The sequence below is a fragment of the Streptomyces shenzhenensis genome (assembly GCF_003688995.1).
Classification (GTDB): Bacteria; Actinomycetota; Actinomycetes; order Streptomycetales; family Streptomycetaceae; genus Streptomyces; species Streptomyces shenzhenensis_A.
This window is the reverse complement of record NZ_PENI01000006.1, coordinates 17,713-35,639: the sequence shown is the minus strand read 5'-3', so window position 1 is coordinate 35,639 and position 17,927 is coordinate 17,713. Positions and strand designations below refer to the sequence as shown.

General features: G+C 72.9%; 17 protein-coding genes. 6 read left to right on the top strand and 11 right to left on the bottom strand.

Annotation, left to right across the window (positions count from 1 at the left end):
* Window positions 1–121 precede the first annotated feature (121 nt).
* A complete protein-coding gene (tatA, locus tag CTZ28_RS11805) occupies window positions 122–418 on the top strand; it encodes a Sec-independent protein translocase subunit TatA (RefSeq protein WP_121889288.1) in 297 nt (98 codons plus the stop codon).
* A 55-nt stretch (window positions 419–473) separates the two neighbouring features.
* Here tatA and CTZ28_RS11800 read toward each other — a convergent pair whose 3' ends face one another.
* Window positions 474–707, bottom strand: a complete 234-nt coding sequence (locus CTZ28_RS11800; protein ID WP_259471557.1) for a hypothetical protein — start codon at window positions 705–707, stop codon at window positions 474–476.
* 77 nt (window positions 708–784) lie between these two features.
* Here CTZ28_RS11800 and CTZ28_RS11795 point away from each other — a divergent pair, with 77 nt between their 5' ends.
* A complete protein-coding gene (locus CTZ28_RS11795; protein WP_259471556.1) occupies window positions 785–1,972 on the top strand; it encodes an acyltransferase family protein in 1,188 nt (395 codons plus the stop codon).
* A gap of 109 nt (window positions 1,973–2,081) precedes the next feature.
* On the opposite strand, the gene CTZ28_RS11790 is transcribed toward CTZ28_RS11795, so the two are convergent.
* The 7 genes from CTZ28_RS11790 to CTZ28_RS11755 form a co-directional block, all read right to left on the bottom strand.
* Window positions 2,082–3,068 (bottom strand): sulfite exporter TauE/SafE family protein, encoded by a 987-nt coding sequence (locus CTZ28_RS11790; protein WP_121889286.1) that lies wholly within the window; start codon window positions 3,066–3,068, stop codon window positions 2,082–2,084.
* 62 nt (window positions 3,069–3,130) lie between these two features.
* Window positions 3,131–5,131: an N-acetylmuramoyl-L-alanine amidase gene (locus CTZ28_RS11785; protein ID WP_121889285.1), complete on the bottom strand. Its 2,001-nt coding sequence runs from the start codon at window positions 5,129–5,131 to the stop codon at window positions 3,131–3,133.
* A 193-nt stretch (window positions 5,132–5,324) separates the two neighbouring features.
* On the bottom strand, window positions 5,325–6,827 hold the full coding sequence (locus tag CTZ28_RS11780) for a M1 family metallopeptidase (RefSeq protein WP_183154359.1): 1,503 nt from the start codon (window positions 6,825–6,827) through the stop codon (window positions 5,325–5,327).
* Between the two features lie 143 nt (window positions 6,828–6,970).
* Complete coding sequence (locus tag CTZ28_RS46940; RefSeq protein WP_183154358.1) at window positions 6,971–7,834, bottom strand: SCO2400 family protein; 864 nt, start codon at window positions 7,832–7,834, stop codon at window positions 6,971–6,973.
* A 344-nt stretch (window positions 7,835–8,178) separates the two neighbouring features.
* Complete coding sequence (locus tag CTZ28_RS11765; protein ID WP_121889580.1) at window positions 8,179–8,760, bottom strand: Rv1733c family protein; 582 nt, start codon at window positions 8,758–8,760, stop codon at window positions 8,179–8,181.
* Window positions 8,761–8,837: 77 nt separating this feature from the next.
* The gene (locus CTZ28_RS11760) at window positions 8,838–9,305 is read right to left on the bottom strand and encodes a hypothetical protein (RefSeq protein ID WP_121889282.1); all 468 of its coding nucleotides are present in this window, start codon (window positions 9,303–9,305) and stop codon (window positions 8,838–8,840) included.
* A 1,258-nt stretch (window positions 9,306–10,563) separates the two neighbouring features.
* On the bottom strand, window positions 10,564–11,304 hold the full coding sequence (locus CTZ28_RS11755) for a DUF4142 domain-containing protein (protein ID WP_121889281.1): 741 nt from the start codon (window positions 11,302–11,304) through the stop codon (window positions 10,564–10,566).
* 190 nt (window positions 11,305–11,494) lie between these two features.
* On the opposite strand from CTZ28_RS11755, the gene CTZ28_RS11750 reads away from it, so the two are divergent.
* Window positions 11,495–12,142 (top strand): dienelactone hydrolase family protein, encoded by a 648-nt coding sequence (locus tag CTZ28_RS11750; RefSeq protein ID WP_310887607.1) that lies wholly within the window; start codon window positions 11,495–11,497, stop codon window positions 12,140–12,142.
* Here the strand turns inward: CTZ28_RS11750 and CTZ28_RS11745 are convergent.
* Window positions 12,139–12,546, bottom strand: coding sequence for a sec-independent translocase (locus tag CTZ28_RS11745; RefSeq protein ID WP_121889279.1), 408 nt, complete (start codon window positions 12,544–12,546; stop codon window positions 12,139–12,141). The two genes, CTZ28_RS11750 and CTZ28_RS11745, sit on opposite strands and share 4 nt — an antisense overlap.
* A 137-nt stretch (window positions 12,547–12,683) precedes the next feature.
* On the opposite strand from CTZ28_RS11745, the gene CTZ28_RS11740 reads away from it, so the two are divergent.
* From CTZ28_RS11740 to CTZ28_RS11730, 3 genes are all read left to right on the top strand, one after another.
* The gene (locus CTZ28_RS11740) at window positions 12,684–13,259 is read left to right on the top strand and encodes a TerD family protein (RefSeq protein WP_121889278.1); all 576 of its coding nucleotides are present in this window, start codon (window positions 12,684–12,686) and stop codon (window positions 13,257–13,259) included.
* 287 nt (window positions 13,260–13,546) lie between these two features.
* Window positions 13,547–14,908: a hemolysin family protein gene (locus CTZ28_RS11735; RefSeq protein ID WP_121889277.1), complete on the top strand. Its 1,362-nt coding sequence runs from the start codon at window positions 13,547–13,549 to the stop codon at window positions 14,906–14,908.
* Window positions 14,905–15,927: a hemolysin family protein gene (locus tag CTZ28_RS11730; protein ID WP_121889276.1), complete on the top strand. Its 1,023-nt coding sequence runs from the start codon at window positions 14,905–14,907 to the stop codon at window positions 15,925–15,927. The genes CTZ28_RS11735 and CTZ28_RS11730 overlap by 4 nt, the downstream gene beginning before the upstream one ends.
* A gap of 82 nt (window positions 15,928–16,009) precedes the next feature.
* Here CTZ28_RS11730 and CTZ28_RS11725 read toward each other — a convergent pair whose 3' ends face one another.
* Together CTZ28_RS11725 and CTZ28_RS11720 are read right to left on the bottom strand one after the other, a co-directional pair.
* Window positions 16,010–16,222, bottom strand: coding sequence for an antitoxin (locus CTZ28_RS11725; RefSeq protein WP_121889275.1), 213 nt, complete (start codon window positions 16,220–16,222; stop codon window positions 16,010–16,012).
* 30 nt (window positions 16,223–16,252) lie between these two features.
* Window positions 16,253–17,770: a ParB/Srx family N-terminal domain-containing protein gene (locus CTZ28_RS11720; RefSeq protein WP_121889274.1), complete on the bottom strand. Its 1,518-nt coding sequence runs from the start codon at window positions 17,768–17,770 to the stop codon at window positions 16,253–16,255.
* Window positions 17,771–17,927: the final 157 nt, after the last annotated feature.

Sequence of the window (17,927 nt, the reverse complement as noted above, 5' to 3'; positions counted from 1 at the left end):
TCATACAGAGGGGACGCATCGCCCCGTCCCATGGTTGTACAGTTGCGCAATGTAGCAACGATGGCAGATGGTACGCCGCCCGGGCCCGTGCCACTGTCCGGCGAGGAAAAGGGGAGGGCCGATGCTCCGCAACGGACTGGAACCGTGGCACCTGCTGATCGTGGCGATCGTGATCATCGTGCTGTTCGGTTCGAAGAAGCTGCCCGACACCGCCCGCGCGCTGGGCAAGTCGATGCGCATCCTCAAGAGCGAGACCAAGGCCATGAAGGACGACGACGGCACCCGGTCCGACGCCGCGCAGCCCGGCACCGTCCGGTCCGACGCCGCGCCCGCCGAGGACGCACCCCGTCTGATCCGGTCCGCTCCGGGTGACACCGCGACCGCCCGCCCCGCCACGGAGGGCCGGCCGGCCCACTGAACGGACCGGGCGCAGACGGGAGTCCGGCGGCGCGGTCCGGCCGCCGGGTGCCCGGTCAGGGGCTGGCGATGTCGTAGCCGTAGCGCAGCGGCTCGTCCTTCACCCGGAAGTCGCGGCGGTAGACGAACACCGCCTCCGCACGCACCCCGGCCCGGGGCGGGGCGTCCACCTCGCAGGGGAACGTCACCTGGATCACCCGCGGCCGGCCGGAGACCTCCATGCGCAGTCCGTCCGCGGGTCCTCCGTCGAGGACCGCGCTCTCCCGGCCCGTCACGTCGCTCGCATTCACGCTGACAGTTTAGAGGTTGCGCAAGTTTCCCGGAGATGTGATGCCCGTCACGGCCGGGTTTACGAGGGTGACGACAGGTGACTACGGTGCCGGACGGGGACCGTCGCCGTTCCCCTCCCAACGATGTGAAGGGGTGTTCCGCTCTGTCCGGGTTCCGTCGGGAAGCGATCGTCACCGACACGCCGCCCTCGGGCGGCCCCCGTCCGGAACCGGCCCCGCCGCCCCACGGCGGCCGGCGGGACGCGTTCTTCGACAACGCGAAGTACGCGGCGATCGTGCTCGTCGCCGTGGGGCACGCCTGGGAGCCGCTGCGCTCGGACAGCCGCGCCGTCACCGCCCTCTACATGCTCGTCTACGCCTTCCACATGCCGGCGTTCATCGTCATCTCCGGTTACTTCTCACGGAACTTCGACGCGAGCCCGACCCGGCTCAAGCGGCTGATCACCGGGGTCGCCGTGCCCTACGTGGTCTTCGAGGTGGCGTACACGTACTTCACGCGGTGGACGGACGACGTCCCGGACCGGCCGATCAGCCTGCTGGACCCGCTGTATCTGACCTGGTTCCTGGCGGCCCTGTTCATCTGGCGGCTGACCACGCCCCTCTGGAAGCTCGTGCGGTGGCCGCTGCCGGTCGCCCTCGGCATCGCGATGCTCGCGACCCTGACGCCGTCCATCGGCAAGGACCTCGACCTCCAGCGCGTCCTGCAGTTCCTGCCGTACTTCGTGCTCGGCCTGTGCCTGCGCCCCGAGCACTTCCGGCTGGTGCGGCGCCGCGCCGCGCGGATCGCGGCCGTGCCGGTGTTCGCCGTCGCGCTGGCCGTGGCGTACTGGGCGGTGCCGCGGATGAACTACGCCTGGTTCTTCCACCGGACGAGCGCCGAGCAACTGGCCGCGCCCTCCTGGTACGGGCCGGTGCTGACGCTGGTCGTCTTCGGCTGCTCGGTGACCCTGGTCGCCTGCTTCCTGGCCTGGGTGCCGGGGCGCCGTCTGTGGTGCACCGCGCTGGGGGCGGGCACCCTGTACGGCTATCTCCTGCACGGCTTCGTCCTGCAGTGGTCCAAGCCCGCGGGCTGGTACGACCCCGAGTGGCTCTACCGGCCGGCCGGCGCGGTCGTGGTGACCCTGGTCGCCGCGGCCGGGGTGACCCTGCTGTGCACACCGCCGGTGCAGCGGATGTTCCGGTTCGTCATGGAACCCCGGATGGAATGGGCGTTCCGGCGGGACGCCGCCACTCCGGACCGCGCCCGCGCCGCGCGGACGGACTGAGCGGCGGTCACACGGCGGCGCGCTCGCCCCGCGGCCCCTCGGCCCGCACCGGGTCCGGCCCGGCACGGCGCCGGGCGCGCACCGTGCCGAGCACGCCTGGGTCCTGTCGTCAAATTCCCGTCGTCCGCCCGGAGGGCGGGCCCTGCGGCGTCAGGTGCGTGCTCTCGGTGTGCCGGGCGCGGGTCCTCGTACTGGACGTACTTGGGCCTGTGTCCGGTGCGGCGAGAGTGCGTGCATGGCGTCGCGGGGCAGGCGTGAATTTGACGACAGGGCCTAGAGCCGCCATGCCGAGGCAGGCCGGCAGCAGGACGGCGGAGGGGGCCTGGAGCATCGACAGGGCGGATCCGGTCAGCAGCACCACCAGGGCCCAGCGCACCGCCGGGCCGCTCACCCGGCTGGAGACGACGGCGCCCAGGACGACCCCGGGAACCGCGCCGATCAGGAGCGTCCCCGCGAGCCCCAGATCGGCGTCCCCGACCAGCAGATGACCCAGCGCGGCGGCGGCCACCACCGGGATCGCCTGCACCAGGTCGGTGCCCACCAGGTGGTTGGCCTTCAGCCGGGGGTGGGCCAGCATCAGCATGACGATGATCAGGGAGCCCGAGCCGACCGACGTCATGCCGACGATCGTGCCGCCCACCAGGCCGATCAGCAGGGTCGCCACGGGCCGCACGGGCACCCGGGCGTCCTCGGCGTCCGAGGCGGTCCGGCGGCGGTCGAGCCACATGCGCACCAGCATCCCGGCGACGGCGAGCACCAGCGTGGCGCCCACGACGTACTTGACCCGCTGCTGGAGCGCGTCGCCGTCGCCGAGGGCGCGGAGCAGGAAGACCCCGCCGAACGCGGCCGGGACGGCGGTCGGCAGCAGCCACCGTACGAGGTCGAGGCGCACGGTGCCGGCCCGGTGGTGCACGAACGCGCCGAACGGCTTCATGAACACCGACGCGGCCAGGTCGCTGCCGATGGCGGCGGTGGGGTTCACCCCGAACACCATGACCATGACCGGGGTCATCAGGGCTCCCCCGCCCATGCCGGTGAGTCCCACGGCGAAGCCCACCAGGGCCCCCGCGACGATGATCGGCCCGGACAGATCCATGCGGGCGACCGTATGCGGGTTTCCTATGCAACAGGTATGGAAAGCGGGGGGCCGGGCCGCCGTCACTTGGACTGTGGCCGCGCGGGCTGCTCGGGCGCCGGCCCCGGCGCGTCCACCACCTCCACGTCGCTCGCCCGGACGTAGCCGAGCCGGTAGCCGAACTGGATCTCGTAGTACTCCTCGCTGCCCTGCACCACCGGGCTCGGCGAGTAGGCGAAGGCGGACCGGTCGGTGTAGGAGCCGGTCAGCCGGGCCTGGGTGACGTACCGCTGGCCCGCCTTGACGGTGTACGGCAGCGGCGCCTCGGGTGCCTCCTCGATGTCCGCCGGGTAGGCGTCGGCCTCCGGCAGCGCCCGTCCGTACACCGGGATCTCGGCCAGGCCGCTCTTCGGCGTCACCGTCTTCCCCGCCGCGCCGACGGCCGTCGGCGCGCTCTTCGGGTTCTTGAACCAGGCCCTTTGGCCCAGGTACCAGATCGCCGTCCAGTCGCCCTGGCGCCCGGCGACCGCGTAGGTCTGGCCGGCGGAGACCCGCGACCCCAGGTCGTTGACGTCCTTCGTGGACTCCTCGCCGTTCGGGCGGCGGCCCCGGTCCTGGATCAGCGGGGCGTTCTCGCGCGGCTCGGTGTGCAGCCGCACGGCGCTGGACCCGTGCGCCGCGCACGGCAGACCGGCGCCGGCGCAGCCCGTGTACGCCGGCCTGTGGGCGGTGTAGTCCGGCAGGATCATCACCATCGAACTGTCCGCCCCGGCCGTCGCCTTCAGCGGCGCGCCGAGCAGGTCGAAGTAGTGCCGCCAGTCCCAGAACGGGCCCGGGTCGTCGTGCATGTCGGGAATGGAGTCGCCGGTCGGGGCGGGCACGTTGTCGTGGCCGAAGATGTGCTGCCGGTCCAGCGGGATGTCGTACTTCTCGGCCAGATAGCGCACGAGCCGGGCCGAGGACCGGTACATCTCCTCGGTGTACCAGGCGTCGGGCCGGGTGAGGAAACCCTCATGCTCGATACCGATCGAGCGGGCGTTCACGAACTGGCTGCCCGAGTGCCAGGCCTCGTCCTTGGTCCTGATGTGCTGGGTGATGTGGCCGTCGCTGGAGCGCACCGAGTAGTGCCAGGACGCCTCCGACGGGTCCTGGACCGTCTTGAGCATGGAGTCGAGGGACGCCTCGGTGTCATGGATGACGATGTACTCGATCTTCTCGTCCCGGGGCCGGTCGGCCAGATCGTGATTGCCGTACCGGTCGTCGAACTGGACGTACGGCGCGCTGAGCCAGCCGCAGATCACCTCCGCCGGGCACTCGACCTGCTCGGGCCGGTCCGGGTCCTGCACCGTCGGCTGGGGGCGCGGGCGCGCACTCGGCTGGACCTGCGGGCGCACACCCGGCTGGGCGGCCAGGGTGACGTGCTGCCCCTCCTCGGTGGTGCGCTGCGCGCCCTTGCGGATCAGCGAGAAGACGTCGTTCGCGAAGGCCGTCGCCGCGGCGGTGTCGGCCGCACCCGGGAACCGGGCCACCGCCTCCCACCAGTCGGCCGGGTTGTCGCTGAGCGGCTTGCCGAGCTGCCGCTGGGTCTCCGCCAGCACCGCGGCGCCGCCGCGCACATTGGCCGCGGGGTCCGTGCGCAGCCGCTCCGCCGAGGCGCCGGTCAGCCGGGCGGCGCGGCGCAGTTCGGCCGGCTGGAGTGACGGGCTCATCGGGAGCGGTGCCTCCGGCGGCGGCCCGGCGAGGTTCCGGTCGCCGGTCCGCGGCGGCGCCGAGGTGGCCGCCGGCGCCGTCCGGGCCCCGTCCACCAGGTGCATCGGCCCGTACCCGCCGTTGACGCTCGGGGCACCGGAGTGCGTGTCCCAGCGCGACTGCAGGTAGGAGACGCCCATGAGCACGCTCTGCGGCACGCGGTATTCCTTCGCGGCGGCCTGGAAATCGTGCTGCAGGGTCCGTTCGTCCACCGTGTCGCCGCCGGGCGGGAAGGCCAGCAGCGGGAGCGCGAGCACCGACGACGTGGCCACACAGACCGTCAGGCGGTGTCCGCGCAGGGCGACGCGGACACGGGAGGCGACACGTTCTCTCATTGCGGGTGACTCCAACGGGCTCGTCGCAGCACGGACAAGCGCAACCAGGGCAAGGGAGTTGCCCCGCACGCCACTTCTCGTACGTTTCCGTGCCGGGCGCGCAGGCGCGCGCCGAAGGTCACCGGCGTGGACCATCCGCCCCGCACAGGCCACCCGGTCGGCGGCAGTGCGTCCGCCCCGCCGACGGGCCCGTTCAGTCCTCGACCGGACGCACCCGCCAGTCGGGGTGACCGGGCATCGGCGGGGCGTGTTCCCCGTACAGCCACGGGGTCAGAAACGGCCGCAGATCCCGGCCCGCGACCTCGGAGGCGAGCGCGATGAAGTCCCCGGTGCCCGCGGCCCGGCCCTGATACCGCGTCACCCAGGTGCGTTCGATCCGCTCGAAGGTCTCCTCGCCGACCTCCTCGCGCAGGGCGTAGAACACCAGCGCCGAGCCGTCGTAGCGGATCTGACGGAACAGCGAGGGCTCGGTGGGCTCGGCGGGCGCCCCGTCGTCGTGCCGCCACCGGTCGTGCTGCTCGTACGCCGACCGCATCGCGTCCTCCAGACCGGGGCCGCCGTGCGTGTCGGTGTAGAGGCGTTCGTAGAAACGGGCGTGACCCTCGCTCAGCCACAGGTCGGACCAGCGCCGCAGGGCGACGCTGTTGCCGGTCCACTGATGGGCCAGCTCGTGCACGAGGTCCCGTTCGGCGCCGACCCGGTCGCCGAGCAGCCTGGCGCTCGGTACGACGGACAGCTGCTGCGTCTCCAGGGCCACCGGCAGACCGGTGTCGCCGACCAGCACGCCGTAGCGGCGGAACGGGTACGGGCCGAGCCGCTGCTCCAGCCAGTCCAGGTGCTCCGGGGTGAGCGCGCGGTAGGCCGCGGTGCCGTCCACGAGGTCCTGCGGCACCGCGTCCCGCACGGGCAGCCCGCGCGGGCCGCGGCTCTCGGTGAACGTGAACCTGCCGATGGCCAGTTGCACCAGCTGCGCGGCGACCGGCTGCTCGGAGTCGTAGGTCCAGCGGATCCGGCCGTCGGGCCGGCGGACCCGCTCGACCAGCCGGCCGCCCGCCACCGCGCTCAGCTCCGGCGGGGTGGTGACGCGGAAGGTGACCGGGGCGCGTTGGCTCGGGTGGTCATTGGCCGGGAAGACCAGTTTGGCGCCGTCGGGCTGGAGACACAGCACGGTGCCGTCGGCCGTCGGCATCCAGCCGTAGGACCCGATCGCGTCGTCGCGGTGGCGCTGCTGCGTCGGGTCGGCGGTGTAGGCGACGTGCACGGTGAAGGCGGCGCCGTCCGGGATCGGCCGGGCCGGGGTGACGACGAGTTCGTCGCCCTCGCGCACCGCCCGCGCGGGGGCGCCGTCCACGGTGACCGTACGCAGCGTGTTGCCCGCGAAGTCGAGGTCGAAGCGGGACAGCGCCTGGGTGGCGGTGGCGTCGATGGTGGCACCGGCGGCGAACGGCGTCCGGGGCGCCCGCCAGTCGAAGTCGAGGGTGTAACGGCGCACCGTGTAGCCGCCGTTGCCGTCGAGCGGCACGAGCGGGTCGCCGATGCCGGGGGCGCCGGGGGACGGGGCCGCGACGGGCGCGTGGGCGCCGGAGCGGGCAGGGGCGCGGCGGCTGTCGTGAGGGAGGGTGCCGACGAGGAGGGCGGCACCGGTGATCCCGACGGCACCGGTGAGAACGAGGGCCGACGCCTTCCTGATCTTCATGGCCGCACTATGGCAGCGATGAGCGGGCGCGGCGACTTATGCCCCCATCTGCCCTATCTGCTCCTTCTGTTCGGGTGGCGGGCGGGAGGAGAGGCGGGGTGCGGGGTGGGGTGACCGGGTGCCGGACGGTGGGTGACCCGGCGTCAGCCGAGGCACAGCACGAGCAGGCACAGCCGCGTCGGCTCTGCGGCGGGCGCCGACGAGGCGGGGGTGTCGGTCTGCGGGGTGTCCTCGGCCGGTGCCGTGGTGGTGGCGGTCTCGGGCGCGCTCGGCTGCTGCGCCGCCGTGCCCGTGCGGGCCGGGTCCGACGCGGCGGCGGACGGCGTGGCGCTCGGCTGCCCCGGTACGGAGGTGACGGCCGGACGAGGTGCGCCGGCGGCGTCCGGGCGGGTGGCCGGTGACGTCGTGCGCGGCGCGGCCACCGCCACGGCGCGCTGCCGCGGGGCGTCGCCGGTCTTCTGATCCTGTGAGCGGGGAGCGGTGGTCGAGGTGCGGTCGGCGGTCGGCGCCGCCGGGCGGGTCTGCTCCGGCAGCTCGTCCGCGAGGCCCATGCTGCGGTTGTCCGGAGCCTCTGCCGCCTGCGGCCTGGCGCCGGAATGGCGGTCCAGCGAGGCGAGGGTGAGGCCGCCTCCGACGAGCGCGACGGCCGTCGCCACCACGGCACGGCGCTGGTTCTTCTTCCACCGGGCCCGCTGCCGGCGGCGCGCCGCGCGGCCCTCGCCCGTGGGTTCCGGGCTCGCGAGGTCATCGGCCGCGGGCGTGGCGTCCGTGGCGTCGGGCCCGGACCCCGGCCCGTCGGGCGCGGCCGGGTCCTGCCAGGTGTCCCACGCCGTGGCCGGCCGGGCGGCCGGGGTGTCGGCCGCGAGGGCCGGCAGGGCCGGGGCGACAGCGGTGGCCGCGGTGCCGTGCGCGGTGAGGTCGGGGGCGATGTCCGGGGCGTAGGCGCCGCACCCGGGACACACCAGGGCGCCGTTGAGGTACCGACGACACGAGGAGCAGTAGTCCATTCGCGGTCTTCCTGGGTCGCTGGCGCCGTGGGCCCGTCGGGCACGGCCTGATCGCGCTCGCACACCGGACGAGCGGCCAGCAACGCTAACGATCCTTTCGAATGTCTGTGTGCAGCCCGTGTGGCACTCCTGCGCAGATTCGCCGCACGCGGTGGGGGCGTGCGGCGGTGCGGAGGTGTTTGGTGGGGCGTGGGAGTTTCGTGAGGTGTGCGGTGTGTGGGTCTGGTTGAGCGGGCTGGTGTGCGGTGTGTGGGCCCGGTTGGGCGGGCCGGTGTGCGGCGCTGCGCGGGGCGCCTTGGTGGTGGGCGGGGCGCGCCTTGGTGTCGGGCGGGGCGGGGGCGGGGTCAGCCCGTCTTGCCGCCCCAGCGGGTGTCGACGCGCTCCCACTCCTCGGCCCACTGGTCCATACGGCGTTGCTCCAGCCTGGAGCGGGCGAACTGGGCGCAGCCGGCCACGCCGCCTGCGGTGGCCACCGCCACCAGGACGCCGGTCCAGACCGACTGGAACGTCGCGTCACCGCCGGCCAGCGGCTTCGACGTCACCTTGCCGTGCGCGTCCGTCCACACCGTGACCCGGGTGCCCTGCGGAGCGCCGGGTGGCACCTCCGTCCGGGCGAGGTGCGTCGAGCCGTCCGGGGACGCGTAGCGCACGGTGGCCCAGACATGACCGCCGTCCAGCGTCTGGGCGGACGGGCCGACCGGCGCCTTCTCGGTGACGACGGCCGAGACCGTGTGCCGCTCCGCCCGCTGCTGGGCCAGGTCCCGGCCCACCGTGGACGCCGCGAGCAGTCCCGCGAACGCGCTGCCGACCAGGGCGATCACCCATGCCGCGAGCACGATCCAGGCCTCGACGACGTCACTGCGGCGCCTGAGCGGATTACGGCGCCAGCGCCAGGTCCGCACCCGGCGGAGCTGTGTCCTAGCCATGGTCGACACCCCCTTTGCGGCACCGACAGACACCTCTCGCCTTTCAGTGTCCTCCTGTGGCGGCGCGACGGCAGGTCCTACCCGGAGTGAACCGTCGGCGTCGGGGCAGCCGGCGTCGGGAGGGTCGGCGAGGCGGTCGCCGTGGGCAGCCGATCCGGGACGTCCTCCGACTGCTGCGAGGTGGCGTCGTCGGCACTCGCCGGGCCGCCGCCCGAGCCCGCGGGCAGCAGCGAGAGGGCGGACAGGGCCAGTGCCGCCGCGGCGAGCGTGCCGAGGACGCGGCCCACTCGGCGGCGCCTGGCGGGGCGGTCCATGTCCCGCCAGGCCGGGCCCGGCCATGGGTCGGGGCGCTGCCACAGCTCGCCGACCGCGTCCGGCTCCGGCGGCGGTGCGGTCCGCTCCCAGGCGGACGGCTCCCTGGGCGCGGACCTGCGGATGGCCCGCTCGGTGTCGTCGAGGAACTTCTGCCACACCGTGTCCGGGACGGGCGGAGTGCCGTCGCCCTCGCCCTTCGGTCTGTCACTGTCCGGTTGCCGACTGGACACGGCCCCTCTTCTCCTCGCCCGACGCGTCCCCGCCCCCGAGGACGGCGCCGAACGCCGCCGCGTTCCCTCCGGCCTGCATTCAGCACCAGATCCCGTGCGGTCGCCTTGTCTTCGGGGCGCGGGGTCGGGTTACGGGGCCGGTCTGTTCGCGGGGCGGGGAGTGCGTACGAGGCTGACGCGCCCGACGCCCACCTTTCCGCTGACCGCGGCCGGTGCTTCTGCCGCCGCTGGGGGCGGAGTGATGCTCCGCGGGTGCTGCGGGCGTTGTCGGTCGCGGGAGGGTTGATACCGCCTTTTCCGCCTGGCACCTGGCCTGCGGGCCCAGCTTTCCGTCGGCTGTGGCCGGTGCTTCTGCTGCCGCTGGGATCTCCCGGCTGTGGCCGGGTGCTGCGGGTCCTTTCGGGTCGCGTGGCCCGTGGAGAGGGTTGATGCCGCTCTTTCCGCCTGGCACCTGGCCTGCGGGCCTAGTCTCCCGTCGGCTGTGGCCGGTGTTTCTGCTGGCGCTGGGCGCCCGTGCCGTGGCCTCTGCCGGGGGGCGGCGACGGGTTGGTGGCAGCGTGATGCTCCGCGGGTGCTGCGGGCTCTGTCGGTCGCGTGGCCCGTGGAGAGGGTTGATGCCGCTCTTTCCGCCCGGCACCTGGCCTGCGGGCCCAGCTTCCGTCGGCTGCGGCCGCTGTTTTTGCTGCCGCTGGGATCTCCCGGCTGTGGCCGGGTGCTGCGGGTCCTTTCGGGTCGGGTCGCCCGTGGAGGGGCTTGGCGCCGGTCTTTCCGCCCAGCCTCCGTCGGCTGCGGCCCGTCGCCTTGTGCCGTTTGAACGGGCTGGGGGTGTCGCCGAAGCGGTCGGATCCGCGGGCGCCAGGCGCCCAGGGCGATGGCATGGGGCCCCGCTCCGGGGTGGGGCAGATCCAGCTCTGCCTGGTGGCTTCCGCCGGGCTCGTGGCCCCGGGCCCAGCTTTCCGCTGACCGTGCCCGTGTTTCTGCTGCCGCTCCGCGGGTGCTGCGGGCTCTGTCGGTCGCGTGGCCCGTGGAGGGGGGTTGATGCCGCTCTTTCCGCCTGGCATCTGGCCTGCGGGCCCAGTCTCCCGTCGGCTGTGGCCCGTGCTTCTGCCGCCGCTGGGCGCCCGCGTCGCGGCCCTCTGCCGGGGGCGGTGACGGGTTGGTGGCAGCACGATGCTCCGCGGGTGCGACGGGCCGTTTCGGTCGTGTCGCTCGCGGAGTGGGGCCGCTTTCGGCTTGCGCCGGGCTTCTGGTGAGGGGGTCAGCCGGTCGAGGGGCTCGGGGTGGGGGACTTCGTGTTGATGTTCAGGTCGGGGCGGGGGGTCAGGGCGACGACCGGGGCGCCGGGCTGGGGCGGGGGTGGGGTGAGCTGTTCCTTGGGGAGCTTGGGCGGGGTGGTCTGCTGGAAATTGACCTGGTCGAAGTTGATCACCCCCGTCTTCTCCAGCACGGTGATGTGATCGAGCACGGTGTCGTTGGCGAGGTCGGCCAGCTCGCGCACGAGGGTGTTCTGGGTGTCGGCGCGGATCTTGGCGATCGTCGGGAAGATCTGGCCGTGGGTGATCCGCATGATGTTGGCGGCGGTGGTGTCGAACTGCCGGCCCGACTGCGCGGCGGAGGTGTCCACGAACTGCTGCTGTTGCGGCGTGGCCTGGTTGGGCAGCGTGATGCCGAGTTCCGGGGCGATCTTGCGGCACAGCTCGTCCAGCCCCGCGTGCCCCACGATCAGATGCTTGCCGGCCTCCTTCATCTGCGGGGTGGAGCCCTTCTCCAGGGCCATCTCGCCCAGCGGGTACTCCCACAGCCCGGCGGAGCGGACCTTGATGACGAAGTCGCGGTCGGCCTCGGTGAGCGGCCCATAACGGGTGTTGGCGATGACCAGGGAGGGGTTGTCCGACGTCTTCTGCACACCGAGCATGGCGGGATAGGCGAGGGCGGTGAGGGTCATGCCCAGCGCGCCGGCCACGAAGACGGTGCCGATCGTGCTGCGGGACATGCGCATGGTGCCTCCTGGGGCGAACGACTCGTATTCGGAGGTACGCAGCGACCGCACCGGCCGATCATCGCCCTGGGTAAAACTTGCAGCGCGCTCTGTGGTGTCTGTCACATAAACTGCCGTCGAACCGCACCGCTGCCCGCATCACCCCAGGTGACGGCGGGTTGTCGGTGGGGGCCAGTAGGTTCATGGGCCGATCGCAGTCGCCGACGCACCACAGGAGGCAGGGATGGCCGACGTCGTCCTGTTCCACCACGCACTCGGGCGCACCCCGGGGGTGACCGGCTTCGCCGACGAGCTGCGGCGTGCCGGGCACACCGTGCACACCCCGGACCTCTTCGAGGGCCGCACGTTCGCAACCCTGGACGAGGGGATGGCCCATGTCGGGCAGATCGGTTTCGGCGAGGTGATCGAGCGCGGGGCCCGCGCGGTCGAGCACCTGCCCGCCGAGCTGGTCTATGCCGGGTTCTCGCTGGGCGTACTGCCGGCTCAGATGCTCGCGCAGACCCGGCCGGGTGCGCGCGGGGCGCTGCTGTACTACTCGTGCGTGCCGGCCACGGAGTTCGGCCCCGCCTGGCCCGACGACGTACCGGTCCAGGTGCACGGCAAGGAGTCCGACCCGCTCTTCGCCGACGAGGGCGACCTCGACGCGGCGCGGGAGCTGGTCGCGTCGGCGGACCGGGCCGAGCTGTTCCTCTACCCGGGCGACCAGCACTATTTCGCCGACCGCACGCTCCCGTCGTACGACGCCGTGGCCTCGCAACTGCTCCTCGACCGCTCGCTGACCCTGCTGCGCACACTGGACACCCCCGCCGCCCGGCCTGATCCAAACGAGAGGCCCTAGGTCGCGTCGGGGTCGAAGGCCGTGTGGGCGGGTGGTGTCTTCGTCAGGGACACCCGCCGCGCCGCCGGGGCGTCGTGGGCCGGGTCGCGGACCGCCTCGGCCAGTTCCGTCAGTTCCGCCCTGGGGTCGAGGGCGGAACGGATCCCGTCGAGGTCGAGGTCGTCGCCGTCGAGCAGGTGCTTGCGGACGAACGTCTTCGGGTGCAGGTCCTCGAACTCGAAGTCCTGGAACTCGGGTCCCAGCGCGGTGCGGACCTCCTGCCGGGCGTCCTCGGAGAACGCGCGGACCTTGCGCAGGAACCCGGTCACGTTCTCGATGAACTCCGGCAGCCGGTCCGGTCCGAACAGGAGGACGGCGAGGACCGCCAGGGTGACCAGTTCGAGCGGGCCCACGTCCGTGAACATCCGACACCCCTTGCCCTTGCCGTCGTGTCTGCGCCGAGAACACTTTAGTTGTTGCGCAAGGATTGGAACCATAGGCGCGAGGTCCGCGTTGGATCTCAGTGACGGTACCGACGGACCACACACCGGAAGGACGAGCCGTGGGAATTTCCCTCGCCAAGGGCGGCAACGTATCGCTGAGCAAGGAGGCGCCGGGCCTGAGCGCCGTACTGATCGGCCTCGGCTGGGACGTGCGCACCACGACCGGCGCGGACTACGACCTGGACGCCTCCGCGCTGCTGCTGAACGCGTCCGGCAAGGTCGCCTCCGACGCGTCCTTCGTCTTCTACAACAACCTCAGGAGCCCGGACGGCTCGGTGGAGCACACCGGCGACAACCTGACCGGTGAGGGCGAGGGTGACGACGAGAGCATCAAGGTGAACCTCGCCGCCGTGCCCGCCGACGTCGACAAGATCGTCTTCCCGGTCTCCATCCACGACGCGGAGCCGCGCGGGCAGAGCTTCGGCCAGGTCCGCAACGCGTTCATCCGGGTGGTGAACCAGGCGAACGGCCAGGAGATCGCCCGGTACGACCTGTCCGAGGACGCCTCGACCGAGACGGCGATGGTCTTCGGCGAGCTGTACCGGCACGGCGCCGAGTGGAAGTTCCGCGCGGTCGGCCAGGGTTACGCCTCGGGCCTGCGCGGCATCGCCGCCGACTTCGGCGTCAACGTCTGACGCGTCGACGCCCGGCGCGTCAGCGTCCGGCGCCCCGGCGCGGCGACGTCAGACACGTCAGCGTCCGGCGCGTCGCCCCTTCGCCCTGCCCGCGGCCGGCCCGGCCGCGGGCAGCGCCGCACCGCAGGCCCGGGGAACCCACCCGCGGCCACGATCGTTGCACCGGTCCCACCCCCAAGAGGAGGAGCACCAGCCTTGTCCGCCAGATCGACGGACCCCCCGGGGCACAGTCCCCGACCATCCCGCCGGATCCTTTCCGAGCACGGCACGTGGCGGGGTGGTGTTCGATGAGTGCCGCGAGCGCCTCGCTCGGCCTGTTGGCCGTGTTCGTCCTGACCGCCGCCACCGGCTATTTCGTCGCCCAGGAATTCGCCTACGTCTCCGCCGACCGGCTCGCCCTCGCGCGCGAGGCACAGGCAGGCGACAAGAAGGCCGCCCGCGCCCTGAAGGTGCTGGAGCGGCTGTCGTTCATGCTGTCCGGCGCCCAGCTCGGCATCACCGTCACCGGACTGGTGGTCGGCTTCATCGCCGAACCGTCGGTGTCCGCGCTGCTCCGGCCGGCGCTTTCCGGTCTCGGCCTGCCCGACGCCGCGGTCAGCGGAGTCTCCGTCGTGCTCGCCTTCGCCGGGGCCACCGTCGTCCAGATGGTGCTCGGCGAACTGGCCCCGAAGAACCTCGCGATCGCCGTGCCGGAGCGGCTGGCCAAGGCGCTGGCCGGGTCCACACTGGCGTATCTGAAGGTCGTCGGCCCGCTCGTGCACGTCTTCGACGGCGCCGCGAACAGACTGCTGCGCAAGGCCGGCATCGAACCGGTCGAGGAACTGCACCACGGCGCCACCCTGGAGGAGCTGGGCCATCTCATCGGCGAGTCCCACCAGCGGGGCGAGCTGCCCAAGGACACCGCCGACCTGCTCGACCACGCCCTGGAGTTCTCCGAGCGCACCCTGGACGAGGTGATGGTGCCGCGGGCCGACGCCGTCTTCGTCCGCAAGGACGCCACCGCGGCCGAGGCGGTCGAGCTGATCGCCGTGCACGGGCACTCCAACTACCCCGTGCTCGGCGACCACCCGGACGACGTCGCCGGAGTGCTCGGCGTACGGGAGCTGACCGCCCTGCCCGCCGGGCGTCTCGCCGCCACCACGGCGGGCGCGGTGGCCCGGCGGCCCCTGCTGCTGCCCGACACGCTGCCGCTGCCGGACGCCGTGCGGCGCATGCGTGAGCAGGACGACGAGTTCGCGGTCGTCCTGGACGAACACGGCGGTGTGGCCGGCGTCGTCACCTATGAGGACATCGCCGAGGAGCTGGTCGGGGACATCGCCGACGAGAGCGACACGGTGACCGAGCCCGCGGTGGCCGACGGCACCGGCTGGCTGGTGGACGCCGGGCGCAGGCTGGACGAGATCGCCGAGGCCACCGGGATCGACCTGCCCGAGGAGGAGGACTACGACACCGTGGCGGGCCTGATCGTCGACCGGCTCGGCCGCTTCCCCGCCGTGGGCGACCGGATCACCGTGGACCTCGCCGACGGCGGCCGCGCCGTCCTGGAGGTCCGCGGACTCGACCGGCACGTCCCCGAACGGGTCCGCCTGGAGCGGTCGCCCGCCGCCGGCGCCGGTGCCGGGACCGCGCGTGAGGAGGGGCAGGCATGAGTTTCCCGATGGCGCTCTTCGTCACCGTGCTGCTGCTGATCGGCAGCGGGTTCTTCGTCGCCGCCGAGTTCGCGCTGGTGGCCGCCAAACGGCACCGCATGGAGAAGGCCGCGGCCGACGGGCGGCGCGGCGCGAAGGCGGCGCTGGCCGGCATGCGCGAGCTGTCGCTGATGCTGGCCGGCGCCCAACTCGGCATCACCGTGTGCACGCTGGGCCTGGGCTCGGTGTCCAAGCCCGCGATCTCGCACGAACTGGACCCGCTGCTGCACCAGGTGGGCCTGCCGAGCGGAGTCAGCTACGGCGTCTCCTTCGCCGTCGCCATGATCGTGGTGGTCTTCCTGCACATGGTGGTCGGCGAGATGGCCCCCAAGTCGTGGGCCATCGCCCATCCCGAGCGGTCCGCCATGCTGCTCTCCCCGGCGTTCCGGGCGGTGGTACGGACCGTACGGCCGCTGATCCGGCTGCTCAACCGGATGAGCAACGCGCTGGTCGCGCTGTGCCGGGTCACCCCGCGCGACGAGCTGGCCGCGGTCCACAACCGCGAGCAGCTCACCCATCTCGTCGCGGAGTCCGAGCGGCTCGGCCTGATCAGCAAGGGCGACTCCGAGCTGCTCACCAGCTCGCTGACCGAGCCGCAGAACCCGGTCGCCGCGCTTCAGGTGCCGGCCGACCGGATCACCACCGTACCCGCGGACGCGGACGCGGACACCGTGCTCGCCACCGCCGCCGCGCACGACCGCAACCGGCTGCTGGTCCGCGACGGCGACCGGATCGTCGGCTCCGTGCACGCCCGCGACGCGCTGATCGCGCGGTCCCGGGGGCGCGGCGTCACCGCCCGCGAACTGGCGCGTCCGGTACCGGAGTTGACCGACCGGGACACGGTCAGTGAGGCGATCGAGCAGCTCCGCAGGCACCGGGCCTCGCTCGCCGTGGTCCGCGACGGCGACGGCCGCCTCACCGGTCTTGTCACCCTGGACGACCTGCTCGCCCGCCTCCTGCACCCACAGCCGGCCGCCTGAGGAGGGCCGGGTGACGGCGGCGGCATGACGACGGCCCGGTCCGGGCCCGGAGAACTCCGGGCCCGGACCGGGCCGTGACCGGTCAGTCCGACTGCTTCCGCTCGCCGAGGCGCTCGACGTAGTCCTGCGCCTTGTCCACGCCGGTGTCGATCTTGTCGCTGTACTTTCCGCCGGTCTTGTCGTCGACGAGGTCGCCGATCTTCTCCAGGCCCGCGCTGATCTTGTCACCGTGGTCCTCGGCGAGGTCCTCGGCCTTGTCCTTCAGGTCCTTCAGGTTCTTCAGGGCATCGAACATGGGGTCATGATCCCATGCCCTCCGGTCGGTTCAGAGCGTCGCGCACTGGCCCGACCTGGGGCCGCGGACGGTGACCGGCTTGCCCGCGTCGGACGGGGCCGGGCTGTTGGCGGAGCAGGCCAGGGGACCGGTGACGGTGCCGCCGGAGACCGTGACGCCGCCGGTATTGCCGGTGAGCGCCACCGGGCCGGTGACGGCGTCCGCGGTGCAGCCCGGGCCGCCGAGCAGGACCGGGCCGTCGGTGCGGGTGATCGACACGGGGCCGTTGACGGTCGTGCCGCACAACTGCACCGTACGGGCGCCGCTCGCGGCCACGGGACCCGACACCGTGCTGCCCCGGGAGATCAGGGAGGCGCCCGCGCGGACGGTGACGGGGCCGGTCAGCCGGGCCCGGTCCAGGCAGGTGACCCCGGAGCCGACGGTCAGCGGGCCGCTGCGGGTGCCGGTGAGCGTCGTGGTGCAGGACGGGGCCGGGGCGACGTCCGCCTTGAAGCCGAGGGCGTAGGCGAGCTTGCCGGGCTTCGCCTCCGTGATCGCCCTGCTCAGCTTGGCGAACTCGCCGCCGGTCTCCTTCTTGCCGTCGTTCCACTCGGCCATCTTGCCCAGCTCGGCGGCCGTCCGGCCGCCCGCGACCAGATCGTCGTCAGCGAGCGCGACCATGGCCTGGGAGGCCTGCTTGACCAGGCTCAAGTAGGGCGCGGAGTCGTTCAGCTGGGACGGCTTCACGGGCAGCCGGCCGCGCAGCCACGAGCCCCAGGAGAACTCCAGGAACTCGCTCGCGTCGTCGGGCACGGCGTAGCCGATGTCCCGGGTGAAGTAGACGAGGCTGCGGTACGCGTCGTCGTGGAAGTGGGCGAGACCGAGGCGGTCCGGCAACTGGCCGACGGTGATCGGCCGGTCGTTCTCGTCGCGCAGCCACACCTTCTTCTCGTCCGTCATCCGCTGCCAGAAGGCCGCGGTCGACAGCGAGCTGAAGTTGTCGGTGATGCGCACCCGGACGTGCAGATCGTCCCCGCCGTCGGGAAGTTCGTCGAAGACGGTGAAGGTGTGGTGCCCATCGGTGAGGTACAGCTTGCCGCCGGGGCCGACCACGGCCGTCTTCATCGGGGCGACGCTGTCGGCCGTCTCCTGCCCGAGCGGCACGGTGCAGGAGAAGCTGGCCGGGTCGTCCAGGCGGGCGCCGGGGCGCGCGGACGCGGTCTCGCCCTGCCCGTTGGCCTCGCACCAGTCGTCGAACCGCTTGTTGAAGTCGCCCGCCGCCACGTCCTTGTCCAGGCGGTAGCGGCCGAGCTTGTAGTAGATCTCGTCGTAGCCGACGGCCGACTGGGTCGGGTGCAGCTCGCCCAGTGTGACGTCCAGCAGCTCGCCCGGCCGGACGCACGCGTAGGCCGCCCGCCCGGCACCGCAGTCCTGCGGCTGGGGCTTGGCCTGGGCCGCGCCCGCCCCGGTGACGATCGCTCCGGCCGCCAGGGCGACGGCCGTCAGGGCCGCCGCCGTACGCCGTCTCCGGCCGGTGCCGGACCGGTCTCCGGCACTCGCTCCACGCATGATGCTCCCTCCCATGCGAACCGGCGCTGCCGTGCGCCCGGTCGCCGGAGGACGTTCGCACGCCCGAGCGATCAGCGGATGGACCCGACGTGAATGCGCGGTGTCGTCCACGGCCGTGTCCCACCCGCGGCCGGCGCGGGCATACCCATACATTTGG